This is a genomic window from Paraburkholderia youngii, assembly GCF_013366925.1.
Taxonomy (GTDB): domain Bacteria; phylum Pseudomonadota; class Gammaproteobacteria; order Burkholderiales; family Burkholderiaceae; genus Paraburkholderia; species Paraburkholderia youngii.
The window spans coordinates 1,676,478-1,699,802 of the sequence record NZ_JAALDK010000001.1 but is presented as its reverse complement, the minus strand read 5'-3'; the positions used below and the strand labels follow the sequence as shown (position 1 = coordinate 1,699,802).

The 23,325-nt window shown below is 61.1% G+C and carries 21 protein-coding genes and 2 pseudogenes; 8 read left to right on the top strand and 15 right to left on the bottom strand.

Going from position 1 to position 23,325, the window contains the following annotated elements:
* Positions 1-236: 236 nt before the first annotated feature.
* Positions 237-956 (bottom strand): DUF932 domain-containing protein, encoded by a 720-nt coding sequence (locus G5S42_RS07850; RefSeq protein ID WP_446686551.1) that lies wholly within the window; start codon positions 954-956, stop codon positions 237-239.
* Between the two features lie 1,055 nt (positions 957-2,011).
* On the opposite strand from G5S42_RS07850, the gene G5S42_RS07845 reads away from it, so the two are divergent.
* On the top strand, positions 2,012-2,485 hold the full coding sequence (locus tag G5S42_RS07845; RefSeq protein WP_176106255.1) for a DUF6130 family protein: 474 nt from the start codon (positions 2,012-2,014) through the stop codon (positions 2,483-2,485).
* A gap of 360 nt (positions 2,486-2,845) precedes the next feature.
* Here the strand turns inward: G5S42_RS07845 and G5S42_RS07840 are convergent.
* Together G5S42_RS07840 and G5S42_RS07835 are read right to left on the bottom strand one after the other, a co-directional pair.
* A pseudogene (locus G5S42_RS07840) lies at positions 2,846-3,550 on the bottom strand (epoxide hydrolase); the annotation flags it as partial.
* 137 nt (positions 3,551-3,687) lie between these two features.
* Positions 3,688-4,722 carry a GlxA family transcriptional regulator gene (locus G5S42_RS07835; RefSeq protein ID WP_176106254.1) on the bottom strand — a complete coding sequence of 345 codons (1,035 nt, stop codon included), beginning with the start codon at positions 4,720-4,722 and terminating at the stop codon, positions 3,688-3,690.
* A gap of 106 nt (positions 4,723-4,828) precedes the next feature.
* Here G5S42_RS07835 and G5S42_RS07830 point away from each other — a divergent pair, with 106 nt between their 5' ends.
* From G5S42_RS07830 to G5S42_RS07815, 4 genes are all read left to right on the top strand, one after another.
* Positions 4,829-5,188, top strand: coding sequence for a tautomerase family protein (locus G5S42_RS07830; RefSeq protein WP_176106253.1), 360 nt, complete (start codon positions 4,829-4,831; stop codon positions 5,186-5,188).
* Positions 5,185-5,661: a hypothetical protein gene (locus G5S42_RS07825; RefSeq protein ID WP_176106252.1), complete on the top strand. Its 477-nt coding sequence runs from the start codon at positions 5,185-5,187 to the stop codon at positions 5,659-5,661. The genes G5S42_RS07830 and G5S42_RS07825 overlap by 4 nt, the downstream gene beginning before the upstream one ends.
* The gene (locus G5S42_RS07820) at positions 5,658-6,158 is read left to right on the top strand and encodes a hypothetical protein (protein WP_246391856.1); all 501 of its coding nucleotides are present in this window, start codon (positions 5,658-5,660) and stop codon (positions 6,156-6,158) included. Before G5S42_RS07825 ends, G5S42_RS07820 begins: the two co-directional genes overlap by 4 nt.
* Positions 6,159-6,273: 115 nt before the next feature.
* On the top strand, positions 6,274-7,248 hold the full coding sequence (locus G5S42_RS07815; protein WP_176106251.1) for an alpha/beta fold hydrolase: 975 nt from the start codon (positions 6,274-6,276) through the stop codon (positions 7,246-7,248).
* Between the two features lie 295 nt (positions 7,249-7,543).
* On the opposite strand, the gene G5S42_RS07810 is transcribed toward G5S42_RS07815, so the two are convergent.
* The 7 genes and pseudogenes from G5S42_RS07810 to G5S42_RS44150 form a co-directional block, all read right to left on the bottom strand.
* Positions 7,544-8,455 (bottom strand): LysR family transcriptional regulator, encoded by a 912-nt coding sequence (locus tag G5S42_RS07810; protein WP_176106250.1) that lies wholly within the window; start codon positions 8,453-8,455, stop codon positions 7,544-7,546.
* 59 nt (positions 8,456-8,514) lie between these two features.
* A complete protein-coding gene (locus tag G5S42_RS07805; protein WP_176106249.1) occupies positions 8,515-9,303 on the bottom strand; it encodes an enoyl-CoA hydratase/isomerase family protein in 789 nt (262 codons plus the stop codon).
* Positions 9,304-9,332: 29 nt separating this feature from the next.
* Positions 9,333-10,226 carry an alpha/beta hydrolase gene (locus G5S42_RS07800; RefSeq protein ID WP_217709857.1) on the bottom strand — a complete coding sequence of 298 codons (894 nt, stop codon included), beginning with the start codon at positions 10,224-10,226 and terminating at the stop codon, positions 9,333-9,335.
* 34 nt (positions 10,227-10,260) lie between these two features.
* Positions 10,261-11,442: an alpha/beta fold hydrolase gene (locus G5S42_RS07795; protein WP_176106248.1), complete on the bottom strand. Its 1,182-nt coding sequence runs from the start codon at positions 11,440-11,442 to the stop codon at positions 10,261-10,263.
* Between the two features lie 33 nt (positions 11,443-11,475).
* Positions 11,476-12,186, bottom strand: a complete 711-nt coding sequence (locus G5S42_RS07790; RefSeq protein ID WP_176106247.1) for a flavin reductase family protein — start codon at positions 12,184-12,186, stop codon at positions 11,476-11,478.
* 35 nt (positions 12,187-12,221) lie between these two features.
* Complete coding sequence (locus G5S42_RS07785; protein ID WP_176106246.1) at positions 12,222-12,674, bottom strand: MaoC family dehydratase; 453 nt, start codon at positions 12,672-12,674, stop codon at positions 12,222-12,224.
* Positions 12,675-12,917: 243 nt separating this feature from the next.
* Positions 12,918-13,136, bottom strand: a pseudogene (locus G5S42_RS44150) (alpha/beta fold hydrolase); the annotation flags it as partial.
* 834 nt (positions 13,137-13,970) lie between these two features.
* Here G5S42_RS44150 and G5S42_RS07780 point away from each other — a divergent pair.
* Positions 13,971-15,563, top strand: a complete 1,593-nt coding sequence (locus G5S42_RS07780) for an MDR family MFS transporter (protein ID WP_176106245.1) — start codon at positions 13,971-13,973, stop codon at positions 15,561-15,563.
* Between the two features lie 190 nt (positions 15,564-15,753).
* Here the strand turns inward: G5S42_RS07780 and G5S42_RS07775 are convergent, their stop codons facing one another.
* The 5 genes from G5S42_RS07775 to G5S42_RS07755 form a co-directional block, all read right to left on the bottom strand.
* Positions 15,754-16,467, bottom strand: a complete 714-nt coding sequence (locus tag G5S42_RS07775) for a TetR/AcrR family transcriptional regulator (RefSeq protein WP_176106244.1) — start codon at positions 16,465-16,467, stop codon at positions 15,754-15,756.
* Positions 16,468-16,717: 250 nt separating this feature from the next.
* Entirely contained in the window at positions 16,718-18,082 is a 1,365-nt protein-coding gene (locus G5S42_RS07770; protein WP_176106243.1) for an MFS transporter, read from the bottom strand.
* Positions 18,083-18,134: 52 nt separating this feature from the next.
* On the bottom strand, positions 18,135-19,421 hold the full coding sequence (locus tag G5S42_RS07765) for a CaiB/BaiF CoA transferase family protein (RefSeq protein WP_176106242.1): 1,287 nt from the start codon (positions 19,419-19,421) through the stop codon (positions 18,135-18,137).
* A gap of 1 nt (position 19,422) precedes the next feature.
* Positions 19,423-20,199 carry an enoyl-CoA hydratase/isomerase family protein gene (locus G5S42_RS07760; protein WP_176106241.1) on the bottom strand — a complete coding sequence of 259 codons (777 nt, stop codon included), beginning with the start codon at positions 20,197-20,199 and terminating at the stop codon, positions 19,423-19,425.
* A gap of 239 nt (positions 20,200-20,438) precedes the next feature.
* Entirely contained in the window at positions 20,439-20,735 is a 297-nt protein-coding gene (locus G5S42_RS07755; RefSeq protein WP_013091864.1) for a DUF1330 domain-containing protein, read from the bottom strand.
* A gap of 158 nt (positions 20,736-20,893) precedes the next feature.
* On the opposite strand from G5S42_RS07755, the gene G5S42_RS07750 reads away from it, so the two are divergent.
* Together G5S42_RS07750 and G5S42_RS07745 are read left to right on the top strand one after the other, a co-directional pair.
* Positions 20,894-22,300: an NAD-dependent succinate-semialdehyde dehydrogenase gene (locus tag G5S42_RS07750; protein ID WP_176106240.1), complete on the top strand. Its 1,407-nt coding sequence runs from the start codon at positions 20,894-20,896 to the stop codon at positions 22,298-22,300.
* A gap of 45 nt (positions 22,301-22,345) precedes the next feature.
* Complete coding sequence (locus G5S42_RS07745) at positions 22,346-23,242, top strand: beta-keto acid cleavage family enzyme (protein WP_176106239.1); 897 nt, start codon at positions 22,346-22,348, stop codon at positions 23,240-23,242.
* The last annotated feature ends 83 nt before the right edge of the window (positions 23,243-23,325 follow it).

Sequence of the window (23,325 nt, the reverse complement as noted above, 5' to 3'; positions counted from 1 at the left end):
GCACGCTGCCGCATCGCTCCATGCGACGGTGGCGGGCAAGCGGCTTTAGCAGTGCAACCAGCTCGTTCACATGACCGAGCACCTTACCGATGATGTCATGGTCCGCAGACATTTTTCGGGTTATGCCGTATGACCGTTGATTCGAATGGTAGCAGAAGCATAAAGGCACTTCTGCGCGAGAGAACACCTGGCGTAGAGCTTCTCCGTCTCGCGACTTATGCAGTCACTGAAAAAATTCATCGATTGCATGAGAGGTGAGCTATTTCGGGCAGTGGACGCTCGGTCAGAGAGGGAGACTGCGATTGTTTGCAACGCGGCGAAAAGCTCGCCAAGTCGGAGCGCGGTTTCTTTGGCGCGGGCGCTTCGGCATCGGTTGGGTCGTAACGCCACGCGAGTGCGGATCGGGCGAACGCCTGTTGTTCGTCGCGATCGAGCGTCATGGCGCGCATGCCTTCCTTTTGCTCGTGGATCAGGTCGAAGCCCTCAAGGACGTCGAAAGCGCCATTGATCACGTTCTGGATGACGTTCCTTTGTGTGGCACGCGGATATCGGCGATGTTCTCGCCCGCGACCATGCCGTTCTGGCAGACAAACCGGAATGTGCCCGCCAGCATCTGGTAAGTGCTGGGTGCCGTCGTGCGAGTTCAGCAGCACGATTTCGTCGGCTTCCTCGCCGGGGATCTGGTCGGCGTGGCGAAGCCGCAGCATGTGTTTGGTGAATTCGCGCTTGCCCTGATCGCGTACGCGGGTCTGGCAGATCATGAACGGCTGAAAGCCTTCGTTGCGCAGGCCGCGGAGCACATCGATGGTGGAAATGTAGGTGTAGCGCTCGGAGCGGCTTTCGTGCTTGCCGTCCGCGAAGATGGAAGGGGCAACGTGGGGAATCTGGTCGTCCGAAAGCGGCGAGTCAGCGCGCAGCATCGGGGACCCGTAATGGAAAGAGGAAGCGAGTTGCATGGCAATCTCCACAGTCAAGGGTGAGGACCTGAACCGGGCGAGGGGAGGTGTCTTGCTATTGCGGCTGGACACTTCCCGGTGGAACTCGGGGTTGGCGTTGCTACCGCCTGGCTCCCGGGTTCCCGCCCGTGCGACTGGAGGAGTCGATCGCGCGCGTGTGTCAAGGAAAAAGGCGAGGGAGGGGTGCGGGCAACACGGTCCCTTGCCCCTTGATGCGCGCCCGCTATCGGCTACTGTGGCGGGTCAAGGGCGGGAGGCTGGGAGCCGGGTGCATGCCATGCCTCGGGTTGACCGGGCCTGCAGGTGTGGTCCTACGGGCGCGGCCGCGTAGACCACCCCTCGCTAAAAAGCGACGGGGTTGACTGCTGCGCCCGGAACTGATGACCGACAACCGGCGCCATCAGGTGATTTACAACCGTGCGCGGCGGCAGGCTAGGATGGCACCTCGAGCAGCCGGATTGATGGCGGTCGTGCGGTCCGCGGCTCCACGGCCAAGCGGCCGTGCGGCCTCTCCTAGCGAAGGGATCGGGAACTTGCTGATACCGCGACGTGGGGCCGGTCTTCGGCCACAGCGGTCGTTGGTCCCTCAAAGTATCAGCGGCTGATACGGGTCCTCAGCTGACGACGGTATCGGGCCGGTCTGGGCAAGCGGCAGCTTCAGTTGACGTCGAGCGGCTGTGCACGACCTCAGAGCCTCCGTGAGAGTGCTCCCATCAGAACGGGCCGTTGTCAGAGCCTCAACCGACGTTCGCTCATGGTTCTGTCGCTGACCGGCAACCGGGCGTCACGTTGAGCATCGACTGATTCTCAGCGCAGGCGTCCGCCCCGCACCGCATCCTTTTGTATCCCGCTGTATCTACACCGGTCAGGGATACGCACGCTTACGCACAGCCGACTTTCTGACATCAGCGGGATACGCTCACCCGCTCAAATACGCCATCGCTGTCCCAGAGCTTCGGAAGTCACATCTGTCCAACTGCCATGACATGGCCCAGCGATTCCAAGCTAAGTTATTCGGACTTTCTCTACTTGGGGATCAACTAGTGAGAACGCAAATGAACATGCTGATCAATACGCTTGCCGCAGTTACGGCTGGTGCCGTGCTCGCAACGAACGCCTTCGCCCAGAGCACCGGGGAGGTCGGGATCGCTTCACCGTACGCCGCCATCAAAAACGAGCCCCAGCCCAAACTGATCGTGGATCCCACGCCGCTTCCGGCAGGGCTGGCCCACGGGATCGTCTGGATCCAATATCGGGTGGAGAACGTGCATATCGTTCCGGTGTTCGGGGCAGCCGCGCTTACCGTGTCTCCACGAATCGGGCATCTGCACGTACACATCGACGATTTACCTTGGGGTTGGGTAGAAGCGAATGATGTCAATACAATCAGCGTCGCGGGTCTGCCACCCGGCCAGCACAAGATGCTCGTGGAGTTGGTCGACGCTCAACATCACGTATTCGCTGATTGCACGGAGTGCCGGCGGACGGTGACGTTCACGGTCCCTGAGGGCACGCCTCATTCGCACTGAAGGGCTGTCAAGACCCTCTTCGCTGGTTCCTCGCGAATGACGTCCAACGCATCGTGAATTATGAGCGTTCTACCCGATGACTGAGTGTTCTTCTTTGACATGGGACGGCCCGTTACAAGGCAGAGCGCGCGCCCGAATGTCGAACCGTCAACGTATGCGGGCGGCCGTTTGTGGCCGCTTGCACTCGCTGGAGCATGACGCTGTCCAGCGGCCGTCCGCGCGAATGTTTCCAGTCCGTGTCGCGCAATCAGGATCACATCGCCGCCGCGCGAGCTGATCTGGCCGAGATTGATCACTGCTGCGTTCGATTTGCCCGACAGCGTGAGCGCTCCGACACTTGCGTGCTGGAGCGCTTCGCATTTACGCGCGCAAGGGCCTTAACCCCGTACGCACTTCATTCGCGAAGATCATCGGTTCTTCCCAGGCGGCAAAGTGCCCGCCAGTTTCGGGCTTGTTGAAGTAAATCAGGTTGTGATATGCCTTATCGGTCCAACTCTTTGGCGCCTGGTAGTTCTCTCCCGGAAACGCGCTCACAGCGGCGGGCACATTGACGTCGGCCGCGAGAAAGAAGTTCGCGTGCGATTCCCAATAGAAGCGAGCCGCCGAAACCCCGGTATTGGTGAGCCAATAGAGTGTGATGTCGTCGAGCACGTCGTCGCGCGTGAGCGCACCTGCGGCATGACCGTTGACGGGATGACCGAGCATTGCCGCGCTCAACGCCGCAGCGGGCTGGCCGTAGCCATCGCCATGATCGAGCAGCCAGGACGCCAGCGCGACCGGCGAGTCGGCGAGTCCGTACAGCGTCTGCGGGCGTGTGCCCATTTCGAATGCGTAGCCGCGCTTCTTCTTGAAGTTGGCGCTCAACTGTTCATACGCGTGCTGCTCCTCGTCCGATAAGCCGGCAGGCATCGCGTCGCCCGCGGCGAGCGACTTCAGAACCTCTACAGGAACGGAAGCAGGGAAGTTCACGTGAATCCCCATCAGTTCGGGCGGCGCCTGTTTAGCCATGATGTTCGTCACGATGCCGCCGAGATCGCCTCCCTGCGAGGCAAATCGTTGATAGCCCATTGGGTGTTGCGCTGCGCATGAAGTGCGCGACGTGCAGCTTCACGAAGTCATGCGTGCCCGTAGGTTTGCGTCCCGGCGCCCGGTTCGCGATCGCGTAAGGGAGTGACCACTGGGGTGCGTAACGTCGTGACGTCTCAGTCGCCTTTGCTGTCCGGCTCGGCTTCCATATTCATTGCGCCACGCGAAGACCTCATTCGATATTCACTCGGAGACAATCCGGTCTTGCGCTTGAACAATTGTCGAAATGTGCTGATATCGCCATAACCGACACGTTGGCTCACGGCCTCGAGTCCAATTGGGCGCGTTTCCAGCAGGCGTTTCGCGACCTCGATGCGCAGGTTTTGCAAATACGTCAACGGTGCCAGCCCGACGGCTTCCTTGAAACGGCGATTGAGCGTGCGTTCGCTGACAGCAAGCGATACCGCCAGATCGCTCAACCGGAATCCCTGCTGCAGTGTAGCCTCCATCTGCTGCTGGGCGCGCGCGACGAGCGTGTCGGTATGCCCATGTTCTTCGAGAAGCGTTGCGAAGGAAGCCTGCGAAGTGCGGTTCATGTCGATCAATAGCGCCTTCGCGGTCATCGTAGCGAGTTCTTCGCCGGCGAATGTTTCGACGAGCCGCACAGCGAGATTCAGATACGAGGTCACGGAGCCTCCCGAGATGATGCCGTCTTGCGCGATCAGCAGTTCGTTTGCGCGAACTTCGACGCGCGGATAGCGGCGCGCAAAGTCCGACGCTCTCGCCCAGTGCGTCGTTGCGGCGCGGCCATCCAGCAGGCCGGCCTCGGCGAGCAGGTAATTCGCCGTGCAAAAAGCCGCCAGGACAGCGCCTGCCTTGCGTTGGCGCCGCAGCGCGGAAGACAGTTCGTTCAACTGCTTGCGGCGCCCGATGAACTCGTCGATGTTCGAGAAAAACGGTGCCGTCAGCAAAACGGCGTCCGCCCGTTTGCGCGGGTCGATCTTGCCGTCGACGTGAATGGTCTGACCCGACGCAGACCTGACGGGATGACCGTCGAGCGATTCCACGCGCCATACGAACAGGGGCGCGGATGTCGTTCCCGGTGCAGTCTTGCGCGCATGGAACTGATTAGCGGCGCTGAAGACGTCGACAGGGCCCGCGACGCCGGACGCGAGGATGCCGTCATAGACCCAGATGCGCACGATAGCCATAAGCGTGTCCGAAGTTCCACGAATAATGGCGATGCTGCCACTTTTGGGCGAACCGGTAAACCCCGATCATGGCCACATTCCATGAACTGAAAGCAGGAGCAGCGCCATGCCAATGATCGATGCACTGTGGCCCGAGGATGCCTTGACGTCCGAAGCCGAAGCGCGCCTCGTCAGGGAACTGACCGACATCCTCATCAGGGCCGAAGGGTACGATCCCGCCAGCCACGTCGCGCCGCGCGTCTGGGTCTTCCCAACCGAGATACCCGATGGCGCTTGGGGTACGGGCGGCGCAATCTGGATGCTGCCCGATATTCATGCGCTGCTGGCGGGCGATTCGGAGCGCGACGCAGGCGTCGCCCGGCTTGCCCGACGCCGCCTCGAAAAAGCGCGCATTACGCTCGAAGCGGCGCTCAATTCCGCCAGCGCAGGCATTGCGAGCAAATCGTCACTGGAGCGCCCAGCATGAAATTCAATGACACAGCCCCCGTAATGGCACCCGCAGGCGGTCCGCCGCTCTGGCTGACGAACCTCGCTGAAAACGCGACGCTCGAGGCCTCCGTGCTGAAGCGTCCGATCGAAGGACGAGCCGATATTCTCTCCGTGATCAAACACGCGGTCTCACTCTACGAATTCCAGCAACACAGCTATAAGGGCGCGATTGGCGATAGTTTGTATATGGAGTCCTATCGCTCGCAGATCCAGGGTATGCCGATCGAGACGGTGGTCGTCGCGCACATGAACGAGCACGGCGAGACGGAGTCCGTGGTCATTAGTCATCGCCCGCTCAACGCGGTGCTGCTGTTTTCGAAACTTATGTGGGAGCGCGTCGATGAGCGCTTTCGTGATCGCTATCTGAGCGGACCGGAAGCAGCGGCACTGAATAAGGTATCGGACGCGGCCTCACGCGAGGACGGCTGCACTGGAGCGACTTCTCGATGACAGATGCTCCTGATGGCGTACGCGAACGCTATCGCACGACCGATCTGATCGAGCGGCTGAAAACTGCAGTCACAGACGGTGTTCGAGGCCGTGCGATGAAACGGCTTCTTCTTAACTTGACGACAGCCACTGTGCTGATCGCTTCTGCTGGAGTTTCCATGGCCCACACCACTCCGATGCCAGCCACGCCGACCACGAAGATACTAGCGATTGGTACTTTTCCACCGGGCACGGACATGCAGCTTGTCCAAGACATTCTTCCGTCCGAAGCTCGCGAGACGGCGCAACTCTACCTCGAGGGCAAGATTGATCAGTGGTATTCACTGCAAGACCGGGCTGGGGTGGCGTTCATTTTGAACGTTAACGACGTGAGTCAAGCGCATGAAATGCTCGAGGCACTTCCATTGGGGAAAGCGCACTTGATGACATTCTCGCTGCTCCCAATAGGCCCACTGAAGCCGTTGGGTAAGCTTTTGAATTCGCCTTCGCCCCAGTAGAAAGCGCTGGAGCGTACAGGGCCGCTGCGCCACCGCTTTGGGGCGCCCCGAGGAATTCCGAAGCAACGAAGCGCCTTTAGCTGGCGCAATTTCGCACTAAACGAGAGTGACGATCATGTTCAAACTAGTTACGAAGCCGACAGTCTTCCCCGCAGTAGCTGTGGGCGGTGCCGCATGCCAGATTGTGCCGGCATCATCCTCGTCGGCGCCGAAGGTTGAGGTCGGCGAGTTGCAGGTCAATCCCGACATCAAGCTGCGTCATATGGTCTATCGGCCCGCGCATCGCAAGGGTACGGTGTTGTTGCTGCACGGCTTCCCGGAGACGATGTATGCGTGGAAGCCAATCGCGGAATCCCTGTCGAGCGACTACGAGGTGCATGCTTTTGACTGGCCTGGCTACGGGCAGTCTTCGCGTCCAGGCGCCGATCGCTTCGGCTACGCGCCGTTGGATTATGCGCATGTGCTCGCAGACTATGTCCGCACGTCCGGCATCGACAGTTCGAAGCTTGTGATTTATGCGACCGATATCGGGGCCCTGCCTGCGCTGCTGGCGGCATTGGAGCAACCGGATATCGCCAGCGAGATCATCGTGGGTGACTTTGCCCCGTTCAACCGTCCACAGTACATGTACGAAAGCCTGCAGGGCCTGAAGTCAAAGCCTTCGTCCGACGCCGTGCGTGCTGCGATGAACAAGAACCGTGACGAAATCCTGGCAAACACATTCTTCCGCGGCATGTCGGCGGAGGAGCGCTACGCGTTGCCGCGGGAGTTCACGGACGATATGGCGAAAGGTTGGGGCGGTGATGTCACGTCGGCAGATGCGTTCTTCCACTATTACTCCCATTTCACCCGCGACCAGGACTACTTCGAAGCGAATATGGCAAAGCTGAAGATCCCCGTGAAGGTCGTGTGGGGTGAGCAGGATATCTATATCAAGAAGGAAATGGGCGTTGAGTATGCGAACCGTAACGGCTTAAAGCTTTCGATTCTCCCTAAACTCGGCCATTTTCCGCATCTGCAAGCGCCTGAGCAGACAGTGGACGAAGTTCGGGCCGCGTTTAGCGCGGGCAGCAATCCTGTCAGTGACTAGTGGGAATGCGCGAGTGATGCACACGCGCTTCCCGACACCGCGGTGGCCTCGTTTGCCGCGCTTTCGGTCGCGCAATCCGAAAAGATGCTCCAGACAGCGATCCGCGAAGTGTCCGGCATGCCCGCCGACGTCCGGGCTTTTTCACGCTCGATCGGAAAGCGCGCTGCCCGCGCTTGAGCGGTTCGTTGCTGCTAGAAACGGCTTGCGCCCTGGCCAGCGTTGGCGTGATAACCACGCCCGAGCGAGTGGCAGAAGTGAAGCCTCGCCGATTTCGCGCCCGCGCATCCCTGTCACCTCACCGACGACGCAAATGTTCGTCCCGTTCGAATAGTTCCACGAGCCAGTCGATGAAGACGCGCACTTTCGCGCTCAGATAACGGTTGGGTGCGTAGATCACATGCACGGGGATAATCGGTTGCCGCCAATCCACGAGGAGAGGCACGAGTTTGCCCGCCACGATTGCGTCGCGCACCGAGTAGGTCGGCGCCTGGATGACGCCGAGACTGGCGAGGCCAGCCGCGAGATATGCATTCGTATCGTTGACGACGAGCCGATGACTCAAGTGGAGTCCCTTTTTCCGATCGTCATACAAAAACGGGAACGACGGGGGGTAGCCTGCGGTGGACGGAATCATGCCGATCGTCGGCAGATTGCATAACTCGTCCGGTGATGCCGGCGCGCCGTGCGCGTCGAGCAGCGCGGGCGTCGCGCATGTAGTGAAACCGAAACTGCCGATCTGCCGGGCCACCATGAACTGCTCGTCGACCGTGCCGGCGCGGATCGCGCAGTCGAAGCCTTCGGCGATCAGATCGGCGCGTTCATTGCCGACTTCGAGTTCGATTCCGATCTCGGGATAGGTGCGGTAAAAGTCGTCGAGAGCCGGGACCACCACGAGCGCGCCGATTGCCGTCGCGGCCTCCACACGGAGTCGGCCCGACGGTTTCATGCGCGCATGCGTGGTCGACGATTCGATATCCGCGAGTTCCGCAAGCAGGCGCACGACGCGCTCGTAGTAGATCGCGCCTTCCGGGGTGACGGTGACCGAGCGGGTCGTCCGGTGCAGCAGACGGACCTTCAGTTCTTCTTCCAGCTTCTGGATGAGCCGCGTCAGCGACGCATTCGGCATGTCGAGTGTTTCCGCTGCCTTCGTGAACGTGCCGGCTTCCACCACACGGACGAAGGCGTTCATCGCTGCGATGCGGTCCATGATCGGCGTCTCCGTTATATAAGGAAGACGCCATTAGACCGCAAATCGCGACCCCGCTGCTATTGACCGGTGAAGTCCATGACCGGCCTCGGACGTCCGGCCTTCAGCGCCTCGACGGCGGAACGGATGCCCCGCTGTGCGTCGTCGGATTCGAACAAGGGCATCGCAATGTCGAACATCGCTTCGTCAGCGGCCGCGACACCGCCCCCCGCCCACGCGCGCAGCAGCGCCTTGTGCGCGGCATAGGCGCGCGTGGGGCCGTGTGCGAGCTTGCGCGCGAAATCGGATGCAGCCTTCAGCAGATCGGCGTCGGCAACGACGCGATTGACGATGCCGAAGCGTTCCATCGTCGCGGCCGGGACTTTCTCCGATGTCAGCGCCCACTCGGATGCACGCGCTCGACCGGCGCGCTCCGCGACCCGATAGATGCCGCCGAGCACGGTGACGATGCCGAGCGTCTGTTCGGGATGGCCGAACGTCGCGGATTCGGCCGCCAAGATAACGTCCGCGCGCAACGCGAGTTCGAAGCCGCCGCCGAAGCACAGCCCTTGCACAGCGGCGACGACCGGCACCGGAAGACGCTCGAAGCGGTTAAACACGGACATGTAGTGCTCGAAGCGCGCACGCAGCTCACGCACGTTCGCATCGGGCCACGTCATGATGTCGCCGCCGAACGAGAAGTTTTCGCCTTCGTTGCGCACGAGCACAGCGCGCGCGTCGCTGCGCTCGATCGCGGTGACTGCTGCGGCCAGCTCGTCGATCATCTGGTCGTCGATGCGATTTTGCGGAGGGCGGTCGATGACGATCGTCGCGAGCCCTTCGTCGAAATGGACAGTCAGGTGAGCCATGGAGAGATCCTTTGTCGTGGGGATGGACGTTAGGCGAGGTGCTGTTTGAACCACTCGACAGCGGCTTCGCTGGAAAGGCGGAACTGCGACAGATACGGGTCGAAGTGTCCACCTTCGATCGTCACGAGCCGCTTGGGCTGCAGCGCGCGTTCGTAGGCTGCGAGTTCGAGGTCGGTCAACGTGATCGTGTCGCTCGTCGCGACCACCATCAACAGCGGCGTTGGCGAAACGCGCGCGATCCATTGGCCCGGCTCGTACATTCGTGCGGCACGCGTCGAGCGAACCGTTACGTTGTTTTCCCAGGCTCCATCCGGCAGCGGCTGCAAATAAAATTCGAGAGCGTCTTTCGCTCGATACGACGCGGCAACCGCGGGATCGCTACTGACGACCGCCTGACGCCGCGGCGGCTCGCCGCGCAATTGCGCGCGATCGTCATCGGCAAACGCTTCTTCGAGGGCGGCGACATTCTCCGGCGCAATGCGGCGCAGCCCCTGTTCGTAGCCGCTGATCGTCGGTACTTGCGCGACGACGCAGCGCAGCCGACGCTCGGTCGCGCCGAGCACGATCGCGTGACCGCCCGCGTAGCTCGTGCCCCACAGGCCGATCCGCTTCGGATCGACGACGTCAAGCGTTTCGAGGAAGCTGATCGCGCGCCGCCAGTCCGCGATCTGACGCCACGGATCGATGTCGTGACGGGGCGTGCCTTCGCTCGCGCCGAAGCCGCGATGGTCGTGCAGCAACACCACGAAACCGGCTTCCGCGAAAGCGCGCGCGAACGGTTCGAGTCCGTGTTCCTTCACTCCCGCGTAGCCATGTGCCATCGTGATCGCGGGGCGGCGTCCGTCGCCGGCGGGAACGAACAGCCAGCCGCGCAGCTTGACGCCGCCGTCCACTTCGAATTCAACGTCGGTACGTTTCACCATTTCAATCTCCAGGGAATGTGACTCAGCGCGCGGATTACGCGCTGCGATAAAAGAGGCTCGCGTCGACCACGCCTTGCAAACGATGGCCGAGTTCAGCCGAGAATCTGAGCGCACCGCCGAGCGGACGATGATGGATCGCCACGTGCACGATCTTGCCTTGCGGATTCGTCGTCAGGACGGTAATGCCGCGCATCTGTTCGCCGCCGAAGGCCTGCACTTCCCATTCGAGGTAATCGCGCAGCCCGCTGTGTGCCTCGTGCGTGAAGGAGAGCGACTCATAGATCCGGCTCGCGGTGGTCATGACGGTCTTGACCTGATCGATGCCGACGACCGGCTTCGCGAGCACACTCGCTTCGAGCATCACATCGGGCGAGAGCGTCTCGGCGAACGCATCGGCGGATTTCTGCCCGAACGCGCGGGTCCATCCTTGCGGCGACACCGGCACGTCTGGAGCGTTCAGCCCTGCCCCGTTGGCCTCGATGTTCGCGAGAAAAGATCCGACGGCATGCGCGATCGCGGCGGGTTGCTCGACGTGCGGCCAGTGACCGGCGCGCTCGATCGATGTGACGTGCGGTGCCCTGAAACGTGGCGTTACGCCGAGCGAGATCATTTCGGCCGTGGCGAAGGTGTCTCCATCGCCGCGGATGATCAGCACCGGGCCGAGGTATCGCGAAGGGTTCGCACCCGTGGGATGGCCTTCGTTCCAAAGGTCGGCGAAGGTGCCTGTCGCGTTTGCATCGACACGGTCGCCCAGTTGCCCAAGCCGCTCGAGTTGAGCGTCGTCGAGATTCACCGACACGTTGCGACGTAACTCGCGTTGCGCGGCCGGATCGCCGCCGAGCGCATGGAACCCGCGCATCGCTTCGGCCGGCAGACGGGTGCCGCGCAACGGTACCGGCGTCAGAAGCACGAGGCCTCGTACCTGCTCGTTTAGCCGTACCGCGACGAGTTCGGCGATCTGCGCTCCCATGCTATGACCGATCAGCACCACCGGCCGCAACAGCGCGCGGATCTGCGTCGTGATGTCCGCGGCGAAACTATCGAGACTGTATGGGCCGGGGTCGGCGGCGCGCGCCCCCATTCCCGGTAGATCAACGCACAGTGCGCCGGATGCGCGCTCGCCGAGATGCTGCGCGAGGTCGTCCCAGACTGCGGCACCGTCGAGGAATCCGTGGATAAACACGAGCAAGGGCCGGCTCGGATGAGTGGGATTCATGGATGTTCCCTGTCAGGCTGTTGGAATTGAAAATCAGCGAGTCGCGCCGGATGCGGACCAGTTCGCCGCGTCGATCGGCGAGTAACCGTCCGCGAAGTCATCGAGCCGGCCGATGCGGTGGTCCTGGAGCCGCGCGAGCACCTGCGGGTCGAGCGGCGTCGTGAACGCGCTTTGCACGACCGTGTATTCGGCGGCAAGGCGACCGACGGCTTGCAGTGCCGCGGTGTCGATGCGGCCGCGATCGAGGTAAAGGTCGTCGCGGATCTGAAAGCGCAGCACTTCGCCGAACACCACATGGTCGTGCTGGTCGCCGATCGGGATGATCCGATCGACCTTGCATTCGAGCGCGATGGGCGCGGCCTTCACGCGCGGCGGCCGGACCATCAGCGATGCCGCCTTTTCCAGGCCAACTGCTTCGAACTCGTCGACGTCGGACGGGAATTCGAAAGCGCTGCGGTGCATCGCATCCGCGAGTTCGAGATTGACGATGTTGACGACGAATTCGCCGGTGTCGCGAATGTTGATGAATGTGTCCTTCAGCGTGACGCCGTCGGAACGCGGTTGCATCGAGATCGAGATCATCGGCGGCTTGCGGCCGACCGCGGTGAAGAACGATATTGGCGCGAGGTTCGCGACGCCCTCTTTTGAAAGCGTGCTGACCCACGCAATGGCGCGCGGCAGAATCGAGCCGATCAACAGCTTGTAGTTCGCGGCGGCGTCCTGGGTGGAGGGATCGACGATCATGATGGAGGTCCTTGCGAAGTGACGGGCAATCGGCGTTACGTAGGCCGGCGTGCGACGATCAGTTTTGCGGTCATGTCCTGCACGATCTGGCCGTGCTGATTGATCGTTTTCGATCGCAGCGCGACGGTTCCGCGATCGGTGCGTGAGCGCGAAGGGATCAGTTCCACCACTTCGCTTTCCACGTGCAGGATGTCGCCGGGGCGCGTCGGCGTCTTCCATTCGACTTCGCAGCCGGCTCCGAGTACGCCGTTGATCAGCTTCGGGCCCTCGCTGACGAGCAGACGCATCGTGATCGCCGCGGTATGCCAGCCACTCGCTGCGAGGCCGCCGAACATGGTGCCGCGGGCGGCTTCCTCGTCGAGATGGAATGGCTGCGGATCGAACTCCGCGGCGAACCGCTTGATAGCGGCCGCGCTGACTTCGTACGTACCGGTGATGGAGGTGTCGCCGACCTTGAGGTCGTCGAAATAAAGCGCCTGCCGATTCATGAATGTCTCCTCTTGAGCCAGGGATGCGGGAGACCGGCTGGTAGCATTGGTATCCCGTGTGTCGTGCAGCTACTGTAGGGAAGGGCTCGGCGAGGAGTAAGAGGGTGCCGCTGAATGGATTATTTCAGGCGGATCAATAATTGAACGGGCTGCGGGCGCCCGGGTTGCCGCGAGGTTAGCCGCTCGAGTGCATGTTCGCGCGCCGCATACTGAGGTGCGCAAACATGCACGTTGGCTTCGAAACTAGTAGCGAGCCACTTCGATTATTGCGTCCGCAAACGCCTGCGGTGCCTCCTGGGGCAAATTGTGACCAATGCCGCCCCCGATAGTACGTTGCGTATATCTGCCGACGAATTTCCCCGCATACGACGCGGGCTCCGGATGAGGGGCGCCGTTCGCATCGCCTTCCAGCGCGATCGTCGGCACGCTAATCACAGGTGCTGCTGCGAGGCGATCGTTGAGTACCGCTTATTTGCGTACAATCAAATCCGTGCATCCATAGCGCATTTATATGAGCGGCCGCCGATATCGCAAAGGACGTAGAAACTACGGTTTCAGGACACCACTCGAAGGAATCGCCGTGCCGTCAGTCGCGTTCGTCGGGTTCGATGGGTTTCACGCCATGTCGCTCGCCGCGCAGCCGGTGTTTTCGTTTGCCAATCAGAAATTCGGTGAATCGTTCTACGAAATCGTCACGCTGTCGGAACGTGGCGAGCCAGTCAGACCGATCGGTGGCCCCACGGTGATGACCGAACCCATACGGCTTCGGCTGGGGATACCGCGCCTTCGAACCCAGGCCAGAAGTTGTTTGCGAATACCTCGGAGCGGCAGAGGACAGCCAGAAGCAGTTGCTGCTCGCGTTTCAGTTGGCAAGGCAAAGGCTAGCGGAAGTTGCGGAACGCAGAATGCCGCCATCTAATGGAGAGCGTATCGAGATTACTGGCCAGGATCTTTGAAGTGCACCGCGGCAGTGCACATATCCGGCAGGTTCGGCCTATGCAACGGACGTTCACCGTTTAAGCTGACCGGACACACAGAAACCGCATGCGCTCACATCAACGCCGTTGACCACCGCCGTCGCGAGGGCGCTCCGATCGCGCAATCGCCCCAGCCTTGCGACTTGCTTGCGCGCATGCAGGCCTCTCACGAACAGCCGGGACTCAGCCGTCACGTTCGCGTTTGAAGGCGTACCATCACTGCACAACGCATGAACGTTGCACACGCGGGGCCGACCGGTTCAACGAAGCCGGGCGCCGCGCAGCAGATCAGCCGCTTCTCAGCGGCGAGGAGCGCTTCATGGCCACTGGCATCGAACTTGACGATAAACGACGGCAACTGCTGCCATTTCGCGAGTCGATATTGGCGATGCTAGGAGTCGCATCGGTTTCGATGCTGATCGCGCTCGACCAGACCATCGTTGGCACCGCGATGCCGCGCATCGTCGCGGAGCTCAAGGGTTTCGAACTCTATGCATGGGTCGCGACGGCCTACATGCTCACGTCGGTCATCACAATTCCGATCTTCGGGCGTCTGGGCGATCTGTTCGGTCGCAAGCCCTTCATGCTGTCCGCCATCCTTGTCTTCACCCTCGCATCGGTGCTCTGCGGGATGGCGACCAACATGCTGTTTCTGGTGCTCGCGCGCGGACTTCAGGGCATCGGTGGCGGCATCATGCTGGGGACGGTGTTCGCGACCGTCGCCGACCTGTTCCCCGATCCGAGGCTACGGCTGCGTTGGCTGGTGTTCGTGACTTCGGCGTTTGGCCTTGCGAACATGGTCGGGCCAATGCTCGGGGGCATGCTGACTCAGCACGGAAGCTGGCGGCTCGTGTTTTTCGTCAATGTGCCGGTGGGTGTGGTGGCGCTGTTCCTCGTGCGTGCTTTCCTTCCGCACTTGCGCCATGCCCGCAACGGCGCGCGGCTGCGCCTCGACTGGCTCGGCGCATTCGTCGTCGCCGTGACGTTCGGCGCGCTGCAGCTGGCGATCGAGCTCTTGCCGAGGCAAGGATGGACTGCTTCTACGATCATACTGGCCGTGATCGCGCTGGTCTGTACGCTGACGCTTTTCTTCTGGGAAAAGCGCATGGGCTATCCGATCATCCCCGTGGACATGCTGCTCGACCGCAGGCTCGGTGCGCTTTTTGCAATGTCAATGCTCGGCGGGTTCGCGCTGTTCTCTCTCGTTTTCTACGTGCCGCTGCTGTTTCAGGGCGGCTATGCGATGTCTCCGCGTGCCTCGGGCATGCTGATCACGCCGCTCCTGCTCGGCACGACGGTCGGCAGCTTCATCAATAACCGCGTGGTCACGCGCATCCGGCGCGCCAACGCGATCCTCTACGTCGGCTTCGCGTTGTCCGCTTTTGCGAGCCTCGCGGTGGTCGTGCTGCGAGGCCACGAGCCGTACCTCGTGTGGATGGCGTGCATGGGAGCGAGCGGCCTGGGGTTGGGCCTCGTGGGCACGAGCCTCACGGTCTGCTCGCAGCAGATCGTCTCGCGAGACCATCTCGGCGCCGCCACCGCATTGCTGCAGTCGCTGCGCACATTCGGCGGCATGCTTGGCACGGTGATGACAGGCGCGCTGCTGGGGCACCTTTACACGATGGGCGTGAATCGCTCGCTAGATTCATACCAGGCGGCGCAGTGGTTCAAGTCGTTTGCAAGTCCCGAACTGCTCGTGGACCGTGCCGAGCAGGCCGCGCTGATCAGTCGCCTCGTGAGCGCCGGGCACGCCGGCGACGCGATGATGAACTCGGCGCGCAGCGCGCTCGTGGATTCGATCCACACTGGCCTCATCGTGGCCGCTGTGGCTGCGATGGTCGGCTTGTGTCTCGCGTGGTTCGTGCCGCCGGTGCGGGTCGGCTATCTCGAGGCGCAGCCACAAAATAGTTGACGATGGGTTACCCCGGTGTCGGCTGCTGCCTGCGAGCTCGTACATGGTTAGCGACGTTCCGTGGTAGCTGGGGCACAGCGTGACCATGCTGGGAGTGCGACTGAACTCCGCAGCGTCCCTCGTTGATTACGATGTCGAACACCTCCAGAACAGTATGCTGCGCGGCGCTCACATTTGACAGCGACGACGGCTACGCTTTGGCGCGCTTGCGCGCTGTGCGGGTCACCACAGGCTTTTCAGAGAGCATGCACTGCTGAATCACGCGCTGGAGATGATCCGGGCCGGCCGTGATCGCGCTTAGCAAAGTCATCAAGACGAAATCGATCAACTTAGGTATTGCGACCTTGGTGTCCGCCCTCGGTGCGCGGTTCGCCAGGATCAGCGTGGCGAGACCATGTTCCATGCTCCACGCGGCATGAGTCACTAGCTTGAGATCGGCATGGGCCCAGCCACTCTCGATAGCTAGTGCCTCAATCGTCTCGGAAAACAACCCAAAAGACCTGTTACTTTCCTCGGTGAGTTCTGGATACGCCTGATGCGCCACGATGCGAGGTCCGATCATCAGACCGAACAGTCCATTGTGGCGCTGCGCGAACTCAACATACACCCGCATCATCCGGTACGCTTTGGCAAGTGCGGTGTCGTCGCTGTCACGGATCGCAACGCGCAACGCAGCGAGGTCGCGATATCCACTCGCCGCGATCGTGGCCAGAAGTTCGTCGATACCGGCAAAATGTCGCGAGGGCGCGGCTTCTGATACGCCCACCATTCGCGCGAGGTAACGAAGACTCAGATCTTGTGCAGACACATCCTTGAGCGCGTTGCGCCCCGCTTCGATGAGCGCATTGCGCAGATTGCCATGGTGGTAATCCGCGTTCTTTGTGATAGATGACTTAGGACTCACGTGGCCTTCGTTGGTGGAGCAAAACAAGGAATCGATTATAAATTCTGCGCAAAGAGGCAAGCAATATCCGGATGGGCCGCTAGACAGGCGAGCATCACTACGCGCATTCTGGCGGCTTGCTGGCGTGGCTGGATGTCAGGCTACACCGCATGCCCATCTGCTCCAGGCAGACCGCGCCGAAGGCCGCCTTTTAGCGCGCAACGCGGGCGCTTGCCATGACTACCCGGTCCGCCCCGTTGGCATCGACTGATCAAGTGGAGCATCGAGCCGATACGTCGTCAACGGGCGATTGCCTCCTGACAATGTGTTGCACGCCAAAAAGAAGAACCGCTACGCCGATTGCCTGGACACACGCAATCATTATGAACCCGCTCGCATAAGTTCCAGTCGCGTCGCGGACATATCCGATAAGAAAGGGTGTAACGAAGCCTGCGACGTTGGCGACGGAACTGATCAACGGCACGCCGACCACTAACGACTTACCGCTGAGGAGGCCGACAGTCATTTGCCAGAAGAGCGTTATACCCGCTCCAGTTCCCGCGAAGCCCAGCGCAAGGAGAAAAAACGTCGCGATGGGGCTGCTGTGCCATACGAAGACGAGCGCCGAAAGGCTCACCGCAGTAAAAAACGACGCCAGCGCACAGAAGAGCCGCCGACGCTGCGCACTGCCCCCGATGCTACAGATAAGCACATTGCCCAATGCCCCTAAAATGCAGGCACCCGCGACTGCACGGCCGATCACTTTGTATCCGCCGAATCCCGCCTCGCGAAGTATCGTCGGGGAGTAGAAAAACAGTGCGGCCGTCGCGGCGAGGAGGGAGAAGTAGGCCGCGCTCAGGATCCAGACGGCGGGGCTGAAGAAAAGAGGCCGGTCCTCGTCGTGCGCATCGTTCATCGTTTCGGCGCTATTTCGGAGATCGTCCTCGACGAGCGTACGCTGGCGCGCCGAAAGCCACTTGGCGCCGCGAGGCAGATCCGGAGGTATCATGAACGCAACGCACGCCAACACGACTGTAGGGATGGCCTGAGCGAAGAACATCCATCGCCAGCCTTGAAAGCCGGCCAGTCCGTTCATGTGCTCGAGCACGAAGCCTCCCGTTAGGCCGATCGTGACCGTCGAGAAGAGCGATCCTGAATGGAAGATGCTGAAGTTGCGCGTGCGCCTTGTTCCCGGGAACCACGCATTGAAGTACAACACGACACCCGGGTAGAATCCGGCCTCGAACACACCGAGCAGGAACCGCAATGCGTAGAACGTCGGCGCGTTATTGACGAACGTCATCGCGACACTGGTCAGTCCCCACGCGCCGGCGATACCAGCAAGCACGGCACGCGCGCCAACTTTCTTTTGTAGCATCGTGGTAGGGACGCCGAACAGCACGTAGCCGACGAAGAAGAGGCCGGCGCCCAGTCCATAGACTGTCTCGCTGAATCGCAGATCCACGACCATTTGCAACTTCGCGAAAGCAACGTTCGAGCGGCCGACCCACGCCAGCATCCATAAACCAAACAGTATCGGCAGTATCCTCCATTGCGCCGAAGCGTAGGCTTTCCGAAGGAGGGCGTTGTCATCCGACGATGACGCCTCTATGCAGGCTTGTTTCACCACTTCCATCCAGTCCTCCGACGTGATGTGTTGACACCGGGAACGAGGCGTACCTCGGCGATCAAAGATCGTCCGCCACTTTCTGCAATTCACGCGCGTGCGGAACAACGGACGCGCCGATCTTCTTCGTTAATGGCGGCGGTCCACCGACCAGAATGCCGCTATCGGTTGCATTGCGGATTTCGGCATCCGCGAGGCCCGCTTCGCGGAAAACCTGCTCGTTGTGCTCGCCGCGAAATGCGGGCGCGCTGCGCATTCCAAGCTCGTCATCTGAAAAGTGCCATGGATAGCCGTGTATCAGATATGAGCCGCCGCGGCGATCCGAAATCTCGTGCACCGCACCCCATTGCTTGGCCCAATCGGTCTCGGCCAATTCCTTCAGCGTACGAATCTGGCCGATCGCGATTTTGGCCTCGTCGAGTTGCGCATCGAGCGTCTTCAGATCGCGGAATGACCGCATCCAGGTCTGGATCACTGCGTGCAATGCCTTGTAGTTCCGCAGGCGGTGCTCAGCGGTGCAGAAACGCGGATCGTGCGCCAGGTCCATACGACGCATCGCCTTCAGGTAATTCGGAAACGTGTTGCTGCCGACGATGCTTTGCGCCGCCACAAACTCTTCGCCACCCGGGCCGACGAAATGAGGGCCGTCGGCGGCACCGAGGATGCCCGGCTCCGCGCCCGTATCGACACCCGCGAGATCGAGGTGAGCGCGCTCGTTGATCGACAGCATCACGGCCGCCATTGCGACGTCGATGTACTGGCCGCGCCCGGTGACTTCTCGCTTGCGCACTGCCGCGAGCACGGCGATGGTCGCTTGCAGGCCCGCATAGACGTCCGCATGCGACAGGGGATCGGTCCATCTACGGCCGTCGCTGGCGTTATCGAAATGTCGCAGTGTGTTGTGCGTGAATCCCGTTTCGGCTTGCACGGTCGGCGCATAGGCCATGCGCGACGCCCATGGACCGTGTTGGCCGTAGCCCGTGATCGAAACGTAGACCAGCTTGGGATTGCGCTGCGCGAGTGTCGCGTAGTCGAGTCCAAAACCCTTGAGCGTGCCAGCCCGAAAATTCTCGACGATGATATCGGCCTCGTCGCACAGGCGTAGCACGAAATCGCGTGCGCCCGGTGCGTTCAGATCGATGCTGATGTTGCGTTTGCCGCTATTTTGCTGAGCGTAGTAGCCGGACATGCCGTCGCGATTCGGAAATGCGGCGCGCGACACGTCGGGTCGCGGTGGCTCGATCTTGATCACATCGGCACCAAGATCGGCTAGCGTCCGCGCGCACAGCGGGCCGGCCAGCACGCGGGAAAAATCGACGACCTTGAGTCCTTCGAGCGGTCCGGTCATGTCAATTCCCTTTGAAAATAGCGGAGCCAGGACCAGTCTTATCGAAGGCCTCCAGTCCGCGTTTAAGATCCTGCGACGCCCAGATCGGCTTTTGCAACTCGAACATCGCTTCGTCGGCGGCGGCGACCCCCTCATTGACCGCAACACGCACGAGTTGCTTGGTGGCGGCATGCGCGACGGTCGGGCCGGCGGCGAGTTCCTGCGCAATCGACAGCGCCACTTCATCGAGCTTGTCGTCCGGCACAACGAGATTGATCAGGCCCCAGCGTTCGAGCGTGGCCGCGTCATACCGGCGACCGAGCAACGCGAGTTCTTTCGCGCGTGCCGGACCGGCTCGCATCACCTGACGCTGAATGCCGCCGAGCAGCGGGTGCAAACCTAGTGCGACCTCAACCGAGCCGATCTTTGCCGATTCGGCGACGACGCTGAAGTCGCAGGCGAGCGCCACTTCGAATCCGCCGCCGAGGCATGTTCCGTTCACCGCGACAACAATCGGGATCGGTAGTGTCTCGAAGCCACGCAGCACCTCGAGCGGATCCATCAGCGCTTTGCCTTGCGTGGCAATGCGATCGGGAAAAAGCGCCACTTCAGCGCCGGCTGAGAAGTGCCGCAGACCACTGCGCAGCAGGATCGCGCGCGAGCCGCGTTTCACTGCCTGATCGAATTCATCGAGCAGGGCGCGATACAGCGTCGGGCCCATCAGGTTGTGCGGGCGACGGTTCATTGTAAGGACCGTCACGGGGCCTTTGATTTCTCTCTGAACAAGTGCTTCGTCCATTCTTTGTTCCATTTCGTCAGATTCGGACATTTCCACATCCACATGTTAACGAGCATAACATCGCAATAAAAACATTGATGTCGGCATTTTCTGGTTGAAAAGAGGTGACAACCGAAGAGATTATTTCCCGTGTCGTAGCGGCAATTAATCAGGCTACGGCGCGGTACGAGGCGCGGTATGTGACGCGATATAAGTACTATGGCGAACCAAGATGGCCTTAGCGGTTACTTCGAAACGTCTCAATCTTCGAGACCGGCGACTACGCGCGCATCTCTTTCAGCGCCGTCTCCCAATACCGCTAGCGCTTCCTGATAAGCCTCACTCTGGAACGTGGCGAGAGCCTGCTCGAAGCTCGGGAATTCGACCACGACGGTGCGTTCTTTGAGGCCGGCCTGAAATGCAACGACTTCGCCGCCCCGCACCAGAAATTTTCCACCCGCCGCTTTCACCACCTGTGTCGCGAGGACACCGTACGCCGCGAGTTTGCTTGCGTCATGGACCGCCCGATAAGCCGCCACCCAATATCCTTTTGCCATTTCGCTCTCCGGTTGAAGGTGCATACAAATGTTAACGGCACAAACATCAATATCAATGAGGGTTTTTCCTGGCTAAAAAAAGCTGGCGCGGATACGTGTTAACGGTGTTAGCATGTGCCGACGCATTGACTCGATGCCAATTTTTCGCGGAGAACTTCATGCCATACACGACTACCAATCCAGCAACCGGCAAACTGCTTGCCACCTACGACGACATATCCGACGAGTTGCTCGAAACGAAGCTCGCTGCCGCGCAGCGCGCTTTCGAAACTGACTGGCGCCATCGTCCCGTCAGCGATCGGGCGCGCATCATGACGCGCGCGGCGGCGCTGTTGCGCAGGAAGGCCGACGAATACGCGGGCTATCTGACGCTGGAAATGGGCAAGCGCAGCGGCGAAGCGCGCAAGGAAGTGGAATCGTCTGCAAACATTCTCGACTACTACGCAAAGCATGCGAGCACCTATCTGCAACCCCGTCCACTCGCGGAAGCGCCTGGCGCAACCGTGCACATCGAGCCAATCGGCGTGCTTTTCGGTATCGAGCCATGGAATTTTCCGTACTACCAGATCGCGCGCGTAGCCGGCCCGCAACTGATGGTCGGCAACGTCCTGGTGCTCAAACATGCGGAAAGCGTTCCGCAATCCGCATTGGCCTTTGCGCGGTTGTTCGAGGAAGCGGGCGCGCCCGAAGGCGTCTATACGAATCTGTTCATTTCGATCGACCAGGCGGGGCGTGTCATTGACGATCCGCGCGTCCAGGGCGTGACACTGACGGGCAGCGAGCGCGCCGGCGCTGCCGTTGCTGAGCGTGCCGGCCGGAATCTGAAGAAAGTCGTTCTCGAACTGGGCGGCAGCGATCCGTTCATAGTGCTCGAGGATGCGCCGCTCGATTGGGCGATTCAAAGCGCGGTCGCGGGGCGAATGCTCAATGCGGGTCAATGCTGCGTAGGATCCAAGCGAATCATCGTGGTCGGCAAGGCGCGCGGCGACGCTTTCCTCGAAGGCTTCGCAAAGCAGATGGCCGCGCTCTCGACGGGCGATCCAGCCGATCCAGCCACCGCAGTCGCACCGCTGTCCTCCGAGCGCGCATTGAATCTGCTGCTTGAGCAAGTCGATCGCGCGGCTTCGCACGGCGCGTTCATCGTGTGTGGCGGAAAGCGCGTCGAGCGCCCGGGCTTCTATTTGCAGCCGACTGTCCTGACCGACATCTCGCCACAGAATCCCGTGTTCGCCGAAGAGCTGTTCGGCCCGGTGGCCGCCTTTCACGTCGTCGAGGACGAAGCCGCCGCAATTGCGCTTGCCAACGGTACGCCGTACGGTCTCGGTGCGTCGGTGTTCACTGCGGATACCGAGCGCGGCGAGCGGGTCGCCGCGCAGATCGACAGCGGCATGGTGTTCATCAATCAGCCGTTCGGCACGGCGGCCGAACTGCCGTTCGGTGGTGTCAAACGTTCAGGCTTTGGCCGGGAGCTGTCTCAGTTGGGCTTCGACGAATTCGTCAACAAAAAGCTGATCAGGGTTGCACCCGTTGGGGCGGCGCCGTTCGGCCCCGCGCGGGCCGCGTGAACGCACGATGGCATTGCTCAATTCCCACCTTTTTGAACGAACATCATGACAGGCAAGACGATTATCAGTTGTGCACTCACAGGAAGCGACGATACACCGCGGCTGAACCCCGCAGTGCCCGTGACGCCTGAGCAAATCGCCGATGAGGCCATCGCTGCGTGTGAAGCCGGTGCGAGCATCGCGCACATTCACGTACGGGATCCCAAAACAGGCGCTCCGAGCACTGAGTTGTCGCTTTATGGTGAAGTCGTCTCGCGCATCCGCGATAGCGGGTGCCCGATTTTGATCAATCTGACGACGGGCCCAGGCGCACGTTTCGTTCCCAGCGACGAAGACCCGAATCGGGGAAGCGAACTGAGTACGATGATGACGCCCGAGGCGCGCGTGCGGCATGTGCTCGGATTGCGTCCGGAAATCTGCACTCTGGACATTGCGACCATGAACTTCGGCAGTCGCGCGTTCGTGAACGTGCCCGACCATTTGATCAAAATGGCAACCTTGATTGAAGAAGCGGGGGTGAAGCCAGAAATCGAGGTATTCGATCTGGGCCATGTGCGGCTGGCGCGCCACCTGATAGAAACGCAGGGCATTCTGCAGGCTCCGCTGTTTCAGCTGTGTCTTGGCGTGCCATGGGGCGCGTCCGCCGACACCGAGAGTCTTCTGCAGATGAAACGCTATCTGCCCGAGAACGCTCGCTGGTCGGCATTCGGCATCTCGCGCGCTCAATTTCCAATCGTGGCGCAGAGTGTGATTCTTGGAGGACATGTCCGCGTCGGCCTCGAGGACAACCTTTATCTTGCCAAAGGGGAACTGGCGCCGGGCAACGCCGCACTGGTCAAACGCGCGGTCAGTATCGTCAGAAGCATTGGCGCGGACGTGGCAACACCTGACGAGACGCGCAACATACTCGGCCTTCCCCGTCGCGAACAGATGCGGGACTGAATTCACTAGAAATGCTGCGTTGCGAAATCATTGGTTTCAAACGGTAGCCTATTCTTTGGCTATTCATACCGCCGCCTCACTCT